Below are 12,741 nucleotides of genomic sequence, written 5' to 3' on the forward strand. Positions count from 1 at the left end.
GCGTAGTGCCTGCGCACAGCGACGGCAACCCTTCGGCGCCTCACCCCCCGCTGCGCAACCTCTGGCGGCTGCGTCCCTACCTGCGGCCGTACGCGGCCGAGTTCGCCTGGCTGCTGCTCGCCGCCGTGGCCGCCACGGCGGCGAGCCTGGCCGTGCCACTGGTCGTGCAGCGGGTGGTGGACGGGCCGGTGGCCCGGCACGACCCGGCCGGGCTGTTCCGGCTCGGCGCTCTCGCCCTGCTGCTCGGCGTGGCCGAGGCGGTGCTGATCTTCATCCGGCGGTGGACCCAGTCGTCGTCCTCGGTCGGCATGGAGACGGCGATCCGCGCCGACGTCTACGCCCACCTGCAACGGCTTCCGGCCGGCTGCCACGACCGCTGGCAGTCCGGCCAGCTTCTCTGCCGGATCACCAGCGACCTGTCGGTGATCCGCCGGTTCCTCTCCTTCGGCCTGCTCTTCCTGGTCCTCAACCTGATCACCTACGCCGCCGTGGTGGTGCTGCTGATCCGGCTGCACCCGTGGCTCGGCCTGCTGGTGGCGGCCAGCGCGGTGCCGCTGTTCCTGATCAGCCGCCGGTTCGCCCGGCACTACCACGCGGCGTCCCGGCGGATGCAGGACCAGCAGGGCGACGTGGCCACGCTGGTCGAGGAGACCGCGCAGGGCCTGCGCACCATGCGGGCGTACGGGCGGGGGTCGGAGCTGGCCGCCCGGTTCGCCGGCGGCGCCCGGCAGCTGCACGACACCGGGATCGGCAAGGCGCGGCTGCTGGCGCGTACCTCGGCGCTGTTCGACCTGGTCCCCAACCTGACCCTCGGGGTGGTGCTGGTGGCCGGGGCGGCGGCCGCCACCCGGGGCGTGCTCACCATCGGCGAACTGGTCGCCTTCGTCAGCCTCCAGCTCATGCTGGTCTGGCCGGTGCAGTCGCTCGGCTGGATCATCGCGAACGGGCAGGAGGCGGCAACGGCCGCCGACCGGGTTCAGGAGGTGCTGGACACCCCGCCGACCATCGTGGACGCCCCGCACGCCCGGGCGCTGGACCGCGCCGACGTCCGCGGCCGGCTGAGCTTCGAGCGGGTGACCTTCCGCTACCCCGGTACGACTGCGCCGGTGCTGCGCGAGGTCGACTTGACCGTCGAACCGGGCGAGACGCTGGCCCTGGTCGGGGCCACCGGGTGCGGCAAGAGCACGCTGCTGTCGCTGGTCCCCCGGCTGCACGACGTGACCGGCGGCCGGATCACCCTCGACGGGCACGACCTGCGGGACCTGCGGCTCGGCTCGCTGCGCCGGCTGGTCGGGATGGCGTTCGAGGAGCCGACCCTGTTCTCCATGTCGGTGTGGGAAAACCTCACCCTGGGCCGGCCGGACGCCGGCGAGGACGAGGTCCGGGCCGCGCTCGCGCTGGCCCAGGCGGAGTTCGCGTACGAGCTGCCGTGGGGGTTGGCCACCCGGGTCGGCGAGCAGGGGTTGTCCCTCTCCGGCGGGCAACGGCAACGGCTGGCGCTGGCCCGGGCGGTGCTCAGCCGACCCGCGCTGCTCGTCCTCGACGACCCGCTCTCCGCCCTCGACGTGCACACCGAGGCGCTGGTCGAGGCGGCGTTGCGCCGGGTCCTGCGGGACACCACCGCCCTGCTGGTGGTGCACCGCCCCTCCACGGTGGCGCTCGCCGATCGGGTCGCCCTGCTCGCCGGCGGGCGGATCGTCGCCGTCGGTACCCACTCCGAACTGCTGGCCGGCGTGCCGGCGTACCGGGCGGTGCTCTCCGCCGCGCCGGAGCGGCGGCCAGACGGCGTCGGCCTGGTGCACTCGTGAGCGGGGCGGGCGGTCCGCTCCGCGTACCCCGGCCCCGCCGCGGTGGCGGTTCCGCCCCGCGCCGAGGTCGTGACGGCGGCTCCGCCCCGGGCCGGCCCCGGGACGACGGCCTCGACCTGTCCCGGTGGCGCGGGCGGGCCACCGACCCGGACGCCGACCGCAGCCGGGCCGAGGTCGCCACCCCGGAGGCGGTGGCCCGGCTCCGGGCCCGCAGCCGGGCGCTGCTGCGCGGGCTGCTGCGCCCGCACCGGCGTCGGCTCGGCTGGGCCGTGGCGCTGCTGCTGCTCCAGAACGCCGCCGCGATGGCCGGCCCGTACCTGGTGATGCTGGGCATCGACCGGGGCATCGGGCCGCTGCGGGCCGGCGACGCCGGCCCGCTGGTCGCCGTCGCCGCCGCCTTCGTCGTCGCCACCGGCACCGAGTACGCGGCCCGGCGCGGCTTCCTCACCCTCGCCGCCCGGATCGGCCAGGCCGTCCTGCTCGACCTCCGCCAGCGGGTGTACGGCCACTTCCTCCGCCTCGACGTCGGCTTCCACGAGCGCTACACCTCCGGCCGGATGGTGTCCCGGCTGACCAGCGACCTGGACTCGATCGCCGAACTGGTCGACGGCGGGATCGACAAGCTGGTGATGGCCGCGCTGTCGGTGCTGTCGGTGGCGGGCATCCTGCTCTGGCTGGACCTGCCGCTGGCCGCGGCCACCCTGCTCGCCTTCCCGTTCCTGTTCTGGCTGTCCCGCTGGTTCGCCCGCGCCTCCGCCGGGGCGTACCGGCGGACCCGGGAGGCGGTGGCGCTGGTCATCGTGCACTTCGTCGAGTCGCTGCGCGGCATCCGGGCGGTGCAGGCGTACCGGCGGGAGCCGCGCAACCAGCGCATCTTCGCCACGGTGAACGACGACTACCGGCAGGCCAGCCTGGACGCGTTCCGGCTGATCGCGGTCTACTCGCCGGGCATCCGGATGATCGGCAACCTGACTGTGGCGGTGGTGCTCGGCTACGGCGGCTGGCGGGTGCTGGGCGGCCGGACCGAGGTCGGCGTGTTCGCCGCGTTCCTGCTCTACCTGCGCCGGTTCTTCGAGCCGATGGAGGAGCTCAGCCAGTTCTACAACGCGTTGCAGTCGGCCACCGCCGCGCTGGAGAAGCTGGCCGGGGTGCTCGACGAGCGCCCGGCGGTGGCCGAGCCGGAGCGGCCGGCGCCGCTGCCCGGCGGCGGCCGGGGTGCCGTGGTCTTCCGGTCGGTCTCCTTCGGCTACCGGGCGGAGGCACCGATCCTCGCCGGGCTGGAGCTGGCCGTGCCGGCCGGGCAGACGGTCGCGCTGATCGGGCCGACCGGCGCGGGCAAGTCCACCATCGCCAAGCTGGTCGCCCGGTTCCACGATCCGGGCACGGGCGCGGTCAGCCTCGACGGGGTCGACCTGCGGGACCTGGCGGACGCCGAGCTGCGCCGGGCGGTCGTGCTGGTGACCCAGGAGAATCACCTGTTCAGCGGCTCGGTGGCGGAGAACATCCGGTTCGGCCGCCCGGACGCCGACGACGCGGCCGTGGAAGCCGCCGCCCGGGCCATCGGCGCGCACGACTTCATCGCCGCGCTCCCCGACGGGTACGCCACCGACGTGCACCGGCGCGGCGGCCGGCTCTCCGCCGGGCAGCGGCAGCTCGTCGCGTTCGCCCGCGCGTTCCTGGCCGATCCGCGGGTGCTGATCCTGGACGAGGCGACCTCGTCGCTGGACGTGCCGACCGAGCGCCTGGTGCAGCGGGCGCTCGGCAGCATCCTGCGCGACCGCACCGCGCTGGTGATCGCGCACCGGCTGTCCACGGTGGAGATCGCGGACCGGGTGCTGGTGCTCGACGGCGGACGGATCGTGGAGGACGGCCGCCCCGCCGAGCTGGCCGCCGCCGGCGGCCGGTACGCCGCCCTGCACCGCCAGTGGCGCGACTCGCTGATCTGACCCCACCCCCCACACGGGGTCACGGGCGGCCGGCTCTGCCGATAGACTTCCGGACCGTCGATCGGCCGCATGCACCGGCCGCCGGGAGCGGCCCTGCCACGACAACCGTCACGCCGATCGGCTTCGCCGGACACGGGGAGGTTCACGGCGTGCGGATCCGCAGAAGTCTTGTCGTTGTCGGAGTGGCCATCGCTTGCACGGTCGGGGCGACCGGCGTGGTGCTGGCCCAGGGCGGCGACGCCGACCCGGCACCGGTGGCCGGCACGGCCGCCGCCCCGCAGAGTGCCGACGCCGCGACCAGCGAGCCGACGCCGGGCGCCCAGGCTGGCATGGGCAGCCGGGCGACCGGCGGTGCCACCCGGGACGGGACTCCCGTGGCCACCGCCGCCCGACCGGCTCGCGCGGTGGCCGAGGCCGCCCCCGCGTCCGTCGCCTACCTGCGCGAGCGCTACCGCGTCTCCGCCACCGAGGCGGCCCGCCGACTCGCCCTGCAGGAGTTCTCCGCACCGCTCGCCGCGAAGCTGGCCGGCGACCACCCCGACACGTACGGCGGCATGTGGCTGGACCAGGCGGCCGGCGGCGTGCTCATGATCGGGGCCACCGACGCCGCCCCGGTGCGCGCGGTCGTCGCCGGCTCCCCGGACGCCGCGCACGTCCGGGTGGTCCAGGTACGCCACCCGCTGCGGGAGCTCACCGACGCGGCAGCCCGGCTCGCCGCCTCGCTCGGCCTGACCGCCGGCGAGGACGTCCTGGTCGACCAGGAGCGGAACGCGGTCGTGGTCCTCACCGGGGACGGGATCGCCGCCGACGACTCCCGGCTCGCCGGGGCGCTCGCCGACGCCGGGGTGCCCGCGCAGGCCCGGCCCCGGCTGGCCGGCGCCGCCGTGCCGAAGGCGTGTGACCCGCGCTACTGCCCGCAGGCGCCGATGCGGGGCGGGATCCGGCTGGACGTGCCCCGCGACGACGGCACGGTCGGCGGCTGCACGGCCGGCTTCAACGTCCGCTCCCGCACCGGGACGGCGTACCTCCTGACGGCCGGGCACTGCGTCGTCGGCGGGCGACACACGCAGGTGGACCGGACCTGGCACCAGTTCCTCGGCCCGAAGATCCCGGTCTCGGTCGAGTCGACCGACCCGGTGCTGGCCGAGAACGCCTTCCCGTACGACTACGCGATCATGCCGTACCAGCCGGGGGCGCTGGACCGCTGGGCGTACCAGGGGGGCGCCACGAGCACCCCCAGCCTGGTCAACTACTGGTGCGTGGCCGACAACCCGCGCTGCACGACCAGCCGGGACGTGGCGATCACCGGATACGTGGCGTACAGCGCCATCCAGGTCGGCTGGGTCGTCTGCGCGACCGGTTCCGCGTACACGCCGAAGTCCGGCGAGGTCTACGTCGACTCCGGGGCGGGCGCCGGCTACCTGCCGGGCACCCGGTGCGGCGAGATCACCGGCAAGGGCAGCGGCGGCATCGACGTACGCATCTGCGCTCGGCCGGGGGACAGCGGCGGGCCGCTCTTCACCGAGTCGGACGGCAAGGCGCTGGGCATCCTCTCCAACGGCGACCCGGGCCAGGGCCCCTGCAGCAACCCGAACGAGCACAACTCGTACGCGCCGGTCTCCACCATCCTGGACCGGGCCAACGCGCGGCTCGGCGGTCGGCCCTACTTCCAGCTCGCCACCCGCGGCCCGCTGCTCGGCCCGATCGCCCGCTGACCGCCGGGGTGCCCGGCACCGCCGGTGGCGCTACTCGCGCAGCTGACCGGCTGGCCGACCGCGACGGACGGTGTGGCGAGGGCATAACTCGTGGCTGGTAGCTCACCGGCTGCCTACGATCGGCTGATGACGGATACGGCGAGGACGGGCCGCGCCGGCGTCCCCGAGCGTCCGACCCTGGACGGCATCGAGGAGACCTGGGCGCGCCGCTGGCAGGAGGAGGGCACGTACGCGTTCGACCGCTCGAAGGCGGCTGTCCGGGGTCGCGACACGGCGTCAGACGCGCCGAGCCCGGATGGTCGTAGCTCGGACGTGTACGCGATCGACACCCCGCCGCCGACCGTATCCGGCGAACTGCACATGGGACACGTCTTCTCCTACACGCACACCGACACCGTGGCCCGGTTCCAGCGGATGCGCGGCCGGACGGTCTTCTACCCGATGGGCTGGGACGACAACGGCCTGCCCACCGAGCGGCGGGTGCAGAACGTGTACGGGGTGCGCTGCGACCCGGCCCTGCCGTACGACCCGGAGTGGCAGCCGCCGGCCACGCCGGTGAGCGAGGCGGCCCGCAAGGACCCGGCCCCGATCTCCCGGCGCAACTTCATCGAGCTGTGCGAGCAGCTCACCACGGCGGACGAGCAGGTCTTCGAGGCGCTGTGGCGGCGACTGGGGCTGTCGGTGGACTGGTCGCTGACCTACACCACGATCGGGCGGGTGGCCCGGGCGACCAGCCAGCGGGCGTTCCTGCGCAACCTGGCCCGGGGCGAGGCGTACCAGGCGGAGGCGCCAACGCTCTGGGACGTCGGGTTCGCCACCGCCGTGGCCCAGGCCGAGCTGGAGGACCGGGAGCGGCCCGGCGCGTACCACCGGCTGCGCTTCCACGGGCCGGGCGGGCGTGAGGTGCTGATCGACACCACCCGACCGGAGCTGCTGCCGGCCTGCGTGGCGCTGGTCTGCCACCCGGACGACGAGCGGTACGCGGACCTGGTCGGCGCGTCGGTGCGTACCCCGGTCTTCGGGGTCGAGGTGCCGGTGCGCGCGCACCCGCTGGCGGACCCGGCCAAGGGCACGGGCATCGCGATGGTCTGCACCTTCGGCGACCTGACCGACGTGACCTGGTGGCGGGAGCTGCAGCTCGACACCCGGGTGGTGATCGGCCGGGACGGGCGGCTGCTGCCCGAGCCGCCGGCCGGGGTGCCGGCGGAGCCCTACGCGGCGCTGGCCGGGCAGACCGTCAACGGCGCCCGGCGCACCGTGGTGCAGCTGCTAACCGACGCGGGTGATCTGGTGGGCGAGCCGCGCCCGATCACTCACCCGGTGAAGTTCTACGAGCGGGGCGACCGGCCACTGGAGATCGTCTCCACCCGGCAGTGGTACCTGCGCAACGGCGGGCGCGACCCGGAGCTGCGCGACGAGCTGCTGGCCCGCGGCCGGGAACTGCGCTGGGTGCCGGAGCACATGCGGCACCGCTACGAGCACTGGGTGGGCGGCCTGACCGGAGACTGGCTGGTCAGCCGGCAGCGCTTCTTCGGCGTGCCGGTGCCGGTGTGGTACCGGCTCGACGACGCTGGCGAGCCGGACTGGTCCCACCCTCTCACACCGGACGAGTCGATGCTCCCGGTCGACCCGTCCGGCGAGCCGCCACCCGGCTACGAGGAGGCGCAGCGCGGGCTGCCAGGCGGCTTCGTCGGCGACCCGGACGTGCTGGACACCTGGGCCACCTCGTCGCTGACCCCACAGATCGTCGGTGGTTGGGAGACCGACCCGGACCTGTTCCGCCGGGTCTTCCCGATGGACCTGCGGCCGCAGGGGCAGGAGATCATCCGGACCTGGCTCTTCGCCACCGCGGTCCGGTCCCACCTGGAGCACGGCGTGCTGCCCTGGCGCGACGCGGTGCTCTCCGGCTGGATCCTCGACCCGGACCGCAAGAAGATGTCCAAGTCCAAGGGGAACGTGGTCACCCCGATGGACCTGCTTGTGCAGCACGGCTCCGACGCGGTGCGATACTGGGCCGCCAGCGGCAAGCCGGGGATGGACCTGGCCTTCGACCCGGCGCAGATCAAGGTCGGGCGGCGGCTCGCCACCAAGCTGCTCAACGCGTCCCGGTTCGCGCTCGGGCTGGGTGCCGCCGACGCGTTGGGCGCGCCGGCGACCGAGCCGTTGGACACCGCCATGCTCGCCGAACTGTCCGGCGTGGTCGCCGCCGCGACCGCCGCCTTCGACGGGTACGACCACACCGCCGCGCTGATGGCGACGGAGGCGTTCTTCTGGCGGTTCTGCGACGACTACATCGAGCTGGTGAAGGAGCGCGCCTACGGCTCCGGGCCGGGGGCGGACTCGGCGCGGGCCGCGCTGGCCACCGCACTCTCGGTGCAGCTGCGGCTGTTCGCCCCGGTGCTGCCCTTCGTCACCGAGGAGGTCTGGTCCTGGTGGCGGTACGGCTCGGTGCACCGCGCACCGTGGCCCACGACCTACGAGGTGGGTCGGGCCACCCAGGGACCGGGTGACCCGCAGCTGCTGCGGCTGGCCGCGGACGCGCTGGGCCAGGTGCGCCGGGCCAAGTCGGAACGGAAGCTGTCGATGAAGGCGGACGTGCCACTGGCCGAGGTGCTCGGCCCGGCCGCCCAGCTCGACCAGCTCACCCTGATCGCCGACGACCTCCGGGCGGCGGGCCGGATCGCCAAGCTCGACCTGCTCCCCGACCGAACCCCCGAACTCGTCGTCGCCTGCGCGTTCTGATGCACGGCTGGCCCGGCCCGCTCGGCCGAGCCAGCCGTCCACGGGCGCGCGCCGGCTGGCGGCCGGCGGAGGGCGAGCCGGGACGACGCGAGCCCGGGTAGGCGCGAGCCAATGGCCACGGAGCGTAATAGCCGAGGCGGACGAGGATAACTTTGAGCGAGATGACTGTGAGGCATAAATATGCCTCACAGTCATCTCGCTCATGACGGGTTGCGCCAGCCCACGCGACACGCCCGGGCCGTGCGCCCGTCGGACGGGACGAGGACGAGCCCCGACCCGGCCGGCGCGATCAACTCCCGGCCCGCGGTCAGCTCGTCTCGCCAGCCACGCTGAACGAGCGAAGGCGGTCGATGGCCAGGATGGTGGAGCCGATCGCCACCAGGGCGGTCAGCACCGCGGCCACCGGCACGGAGACGGTGGTGCCGAGCAGTTCGGTGGGGGCGATCCGGTCGGCGATGGCGATCACCCACTGCTGGATGGAGAGCACCTTGGTGCCGTCCACGAACCGGCCGAGCAGCCCCTCCCAGATCAGCACGTAGACCAGCCCGAGCAGCACAGGCCGCCGGGTCAGCAGGCTGAGCACCAGGAACAGCGCCGAGTACGCCAGCGCGCCCAGCGCCGACGCGGCGGCGAGCCCCAGGCCGAGGCGTACCGAATCGGCGAGCACGCCCGCGACGTAGAGCGGGACGGCGACGGTGGCCGCGCTGACCCCGGTCGCCACCGCGAGCTTGGGCAGCACGATCTGCCAGCGCGGCAGCGGCTTGGTGAGGATGTGCACCACCGTGCCGTCGTCGATCTCGGCACCGAGCACCCCGGTGCCGACGATCAGCGCGACCACCGGCAGCACCACGGCGAGCCCGAGGCCGACCAGCACCGGCGGCCCCCACTGGCCCGGGTCGACCCCGAGCGAACGGGAGACGATCGCGAGCACCAGCAGCAGCGCGGGCAGCGGGAGCAGCAGCAGGAACCGGCGCCGGCCGAACAGCCCGCGCGCGGTGATCCAGGAAACGGTCGACATGAGTCAGCTCCCCACCAGATAGGAGAAGACGCTCTCCAGCGATTCGTCCTCGGGCGTCAGGGACCGGACCCGGATGCCCCGGGCCAGCGCGATCTTCGGCAGTGCCCGGGTGAAGGCACCGTAGTCGCCGGCCCGGACGGTGAGCCCGTCCCGGCCCAGCTCCACCCCGGTGACCGACGGCTCGGCGATCAGCGCGACCGCGAGGGCCCGGTCGTCCGTGGAGCGGACCGCGAAGACGTGCGGCCGGTTGGTCATCAGCCGCCGGATGGTTCGGTAGTCGCCGGAGGCGGCCAGCCGGCCGGCCACCATCACCTGGACGGTGCCGGAGACCTGCTCGACCTCCTCCAGGATGTGCGAGCTGAACAGGATGGTCCGGCCAGCGTCGCCGAGGCGGTGCAGCAGGGCCATCATGTGCAGCCGCTGCCGCGGGTCCATCCCGTTGAACGGCTCGTCGAGCAGCAGCACCTGCGGGTCGTGGACCAGCGCGGCGGCCACCCGGGTGCGCTGCCGCATGCCCTTGGAGTAGGTGCCGATCCGCCGGTCCTGCGCGTCCGCCATCTCGACCAGGTCGATCGCCCGACGGGCCGCGGCCGCCGGGTCGGGCAGCCGGTGCAGCTTCGCGCTGGCCAGCACGAACTCGTACGCGGAGAGGAAGGCGTGCACCGCCTCCCGCTCGCTGACCAGGCCGAGCCGCCGGTAGACGTCCGGGTTGCGCCAGGTCGGCTCCCCGTCGAGGGTCACCGCACCCCGGGACGGGGCGAGAAAGCCGGCCATCATGTGCAGCAGGGTGGTTTTCCCGGCGCCGTTCGGCCCGAGCAGCCCGGTCACCCCGGGCCCGAGCCGCATGGTGACGTCGTTGACCGCCACCACGTTGCCGTACCAGCGGGAGACCCCGGCCAGGTCGAGGGTGGACGCGGGCGTGGTCGGCGCCGCCGCCTGCGGGCCGGCACTGATCGTGGTCATCGGGCGGCCACCTTCCGGTATCGGAGCAGGAGCAGGGCGACGCAGCCGGCCACCAGCACCACGGCGGCGGCCACGTAGACGGGCCCGAACTGGCCGATCTCCGCTTCGGCCTGCGCGCCGGGAGCGAGCAGGTCGCCGAGGGTGTACCGGCCGACAGCATGGATCAGGCTGGGGGGCGAGCCGAGCAGCGCCAGCTCGTTGACCGTCCGGGACGGCATGATCGAGAGGATGCCGACGATCGGGGTGGTCATCAGGAACACGGCCACGATGCCGCCGGCCGCGAACGCCCGTTTGCCGGTGAGCGAAGCGATGAGCAGCCCGATCGAGGCGAAGACCATCGCCCACAGGGCCGCGTAGAGCAGGCCGGGCAGCAGGTCGAGCAGTTCGTCCCAGACCCCGTGCATGCCGTTGTCGGTGGTGAACGCGGCGCCGAGGAACATCACCAGCTGCGGCGCGCCGAGCAGCAGCCAGAGCGCGGTGCCCAGCGCGCCGAGCTTGGCCAGCGCGTAGTCGCCGCGCGGCAGCGGCCGGGAGAAGTAGAGCGGCAGCACGCCGCTGAGCAGGTCGCGGGAGACCAGCTCCGGCCCGACCACCGCGACGAAGAAGATGACCAGCCAGCTCATCGCGTCGGCGAACTGGGCGTACGTCATGACGACCTGGCCGGTCTGGGTGCGTACCGCGGTCAGCCCGGCGGCGACGATCACCACGATGCCGACCACCAGCCAGGGGAAGATCTTCGCCTTGGCGGACCGGCCGAGGCCGAACGCGGTCCGCAGGCCGTGCAGGTAGAGCGCGCCGAAGACGTGCCGGCGGCCCAGCCGCGGGCCGGTGTAGCGCTGGTAGCCGATGTCGTGGATGACGCCGGTCGGCTCAGACATGGCTGGGCTCCCTCGTCGCGAAGAGTTCGGCCACCCGGTGCCGCCGCTGGTCCAGCCGGTGCAGCGGCAGGTCCAGCTCGGCGACCGCGCCGAGGATCAGGTCGTAGGTGGCGTCGTCGGCGAGCGGGACGAGCAGCAGCCGTCCCTCCCGCGACACCGGCAGCTGGAGCGCGGCGAGCCGGGCGGCCAACTCCTCCGTGCCCTCGCTGACCTCGACGGCGAGCACGTCGGTGGCGGAGGTCATCGCGGCCACCCGGTCGGCGCGCAGTAGCCGCCCGCCGTCGATGGCGACGAGGGTGTCGCAGATCCGCTCGACCTCGCCGAGCAGGTGCGAGCAGACCACCACGGAGATGCCGAACTCGGTGCCGATCCGGTGGATCAGGGCGAGCATGGCGTCCCGGCCGGCCGGGTCGAGGCCGTTGGTGGGCTCGTCGAGCAGGAGCAGGTCGGGGTCGTGCACCAGGGCCTGGGCGAGCTTCACCCGCTGCTTCATGCCGGTGGAGTAGCCACCGACGGCCCGGTGGCGCTCCTCGTGCAGGCCGACGTGGCGCAGCGCCTCGGAGGCCCGCTCCCGGGCGACCGTCCGCGGCAGGCCGCTGATCCGACCCAGGTGGGTGACCAGCTCGGCGGCGGACAGGTCGGGCGGGAGGGCGTCGTGTTCGGGCATGTAGCCGACCCGGGCGCGGACCGCGGCCGGGTCGGTGGTGGGGTCGAGGCCGAGCACGGAGACCCGACCACTGGTCGGGGCGAGCAGGCCCAGCAGGATCTTGATCAGGGTGGACTTGCCGGCGCCGTTGGCGCCGACCAGCCCGATGATCCCCGGCTCGACCGACACCGTGAGGTCGGCCAGCGCGGTGACCCGACCTCCGTACGTCTTGGTCAGCGACTCGGTCGCGAGCAGTGTCACGATGACCAGCGTAAGAAGTGGACGCCGCCCCGGGTATCGGGAAACGCTCGGGGATGCCCCTGATTCCGCCCGTACGGTCGGTAAGGGTTTCGTAAGCGCGGCGACCGGTGACCGCGGGCGCCGGGCGCGGAAGACTCGGCACATGCCGAGCCGACTGCTTCGCACCCCGCTGACCTGGGTCGTGGTCGCCGTCCTCGCGGCCGGCGCCGCGGCCGGCCTGTACTGGTTCCGGCCCTGGACGCTGGTCACCGACACCGAGGTGCACGAACGGCTCACCGCGGTCGAGGAGATCACCCCGGCCCCGACCACGTCCGCGTCCACCGCGAGTCCCGCCACCACCACCCCGGCGGGGCCGACCCTGGTGAGCCGGGGCGAGTTCGTCAGCCATGAGCACGACACCCGGGGCAGTGCCCGGATCGTCCGGACCGCCGGGGATCGGTACCGGCTGGAACTGGCCGGGCTGGACACCTCGAACGGTCCGGATCTTCAGGTCTGGCTGACCGACCAGCCGGTTCGTACCGGGCCGTCCGGGTGGCACGTCTTCGACGACGGGCGCCACGTCGCGCTCGGCCCGCTCAAGGGGAACCGGGGGAACCAGGCGTACGAGATCCCTGCCGGAACCGATCTCACCGGGCTGACCAGCGTCGCCATCTGGTGCCAGCGCTTCGCCGTGTCGTTCGGCGCGGCCCCGCTCACCCCCGCCGGCTGAGCCGATCGGCGTCCGCCGCGCCAACGGGCGGTGGCCGGGAGGTGGAGTGGCGCTC

General features: G+C 74.0%; 9 protein-coding genes. 5 read left to right on the forward strand and 4 right to left on the reverse strand.

Annotation, left to right across the window (positions count from 1 at the left end; translation table 11 throughout):
• Nucleotides 1-5: 5 nt before the first annotated feature.
• The 4 genes from A6A27_RS12850 to valS all read left to right on the forward strand — a co-directional run bounded on the left by A6A27_RS12850 (nucleotide 6) and on the right by valS (nucleotide 8,211).
• Complete coding sequence (locus A6A27_RS12850; RefSeq protein ID WP_073834809.1) at nucleotides 6-1,808, forward strand: ABC transporter ATP-binding protein; 1,803 nt, start codon at nucleotides 6-8, stop codon at nucleotides 1,806-1,808.
• A gap of 116 nt (nucleotides 1,809-1,924) precedes the next feature.
• Entirely contained in the window at nucleotides 1,925-3,754 is a 1,830-nt protein-coding gene (locus A6A27_RS12855; protein ID WP_073834958.1) for an ABC transporter ATP-binding protein, read from the forward strand.
• Between the two features lie 149 nt (nucleotides 3,755-3,903).
• Entirely contained in the window at nucleotides 3,904-5,469 is a 1,566-nt protein-coding gene (locus A6A27_RS12860) for a trypsin-like serine protease (protein ID WP_143193984.1), read from the forward strand.
• A 126-nt stretch (nucleotides 5,470-5,595) separates the two neighbouring features.
• On the forward strand, nucleotides 5,596-8,211 hold the full coding sequence (gene valS / locus A6A27_RS12865) for a valine--tRNA ligase (protein ID WP_073834811.1): 2,616 nt from the start codon (nucleotides 5,596-5,598) through the stop codon (nucleotides 8,209-8,211).
• Nucleotides 8,212-8,518: 307 nt separating this feature from the next.
• Here the strand turns inward: valS and A6A27_RS12870 are convergent, their stop codons facing one another.
• Genes A6A27_RS12870 through A6A27_RS12885 form a run of 4 tightly spaced genes read right to left on the reverse strand, consistent with a single transcriptional unit; the run spans nucleotide 8,519 to nucleotide 11,977 of the window.
• Nucleotides 8,519-9,229, reverse strand: a complete 711-nt coding sequence (locus tag A6A27_RS12870; RefSeq protein ID WP_073834812.1) for an ABC transporter permease — start codon at nucleotides 9,227-9,229, stop codon at nucleotides 8,519-8,521.
• 3 nt (nucleotides 9,230-9,232) lie between these two features.
• Nucleotides 9,233-10,192 (reverse strand): ABC transporter ATP-binding protein, encoded by a 960-nt coding sequence (locus A6A27_RS12875; RefSeq protein ID WP_073834813.1) that lies wholly within the window; start codon nucleotides 10,190-10,192, stop codon nucleotides 9,233-9,235.
• Nucleotides 10,189-11,070, reverse strand: a complete 882-nt coding sequence (locus A6A27_RS12880) for an ABC transporter permease (RefSeq protein WP_073834814.1) — start codon at nucleotides 11,068-11,070, stop codon at nucleotides 10,189-10,191. Before A6A27_RS12880 ends, A6A27_RS12875 begins: the two co-directional genes overlap by 4 nt.
• Nucleotides 11,063-11,977: an ABC transporter ATP-binding protein gene (locus A6A27_RS12885; protein WP_073834815.1), complete on the reverse strand. Its 915-nt coding sequence runs from the start codon at nucleotides 11,975-11,977 to the stop codon at nucleotides 11,063-11,065. Before A6A27_RS12885 ends, A6A27_RS12880 begins: the two co-directional genes overlap by 8 nt.
• A gap of 142 nt (nucleotides 11,978-12,119) precedes the next feature.
• Here A6A27_RS12885 and A6A27_RS12890 point away from each other — a divergent pair, with 142 nt between their 5' ends.
• Entirely contained in the window at nucleotides 12,120-12,686 is a 567-nt protein-coding gene (locus A6A27_RS12890) for a DM13 domain-containing protein (RefSeq protein ID WP_073834816.1), read from the forward strand.
• Nucleotides 12,687-12,741 lie beyond the last annotated feature (55 nt).

The organism is Micromonospora sp. CB01531, assembly GCF_001905095.1.
Taxonomy (GTDB): domain Bacteria; phylum Actinomycetota; class Actinomycetes; order Mycobacteriales; family Micromonosporaceae; genus Micromonospora.

What these genes read in the sequence shown, in the direction of transcription:
- valS (WP_073834811.1), top strand. Translation starts at nt 5,596, where the DNA reads ATGACGGATACGGCGAGGACGGGCCGCGCCGGCGTCCCCGAGCGTCCG.
- A6A27_RS12870 (WP_073834812.1), bottom strand. Translation starts at nt 9,229, where the DNA reads ATGTCGACCGTTTCCTGGATCACCGCGCGCGGGCTGTTCGGCCGGCGC.
- A6A27_RS12875 (WP_073834813.1), bottom strand. Translation starts at nt 10,192, where the DNA reads ATGACCACGATCAGTGCCGGCCCGCAGGCGGCGGCGCCGACCACGCCC.
- A6A27_RS12880 (WP_073834814.1), bottom strand. Translation starts at nt 11,070, where the DNA reads ATGTCTGAGCCGACCGGCGTCATCCACGACATCGGCTACCAGCGCTAC.
- A6A27_RS12890 (WP_073834816.1), top strand. Translation starts at nt 12,120, where the DNA reads ATGCCGAGCCGACTGCTTCGCACCCCGCTGACCTGGGTCGTGGTCGCC.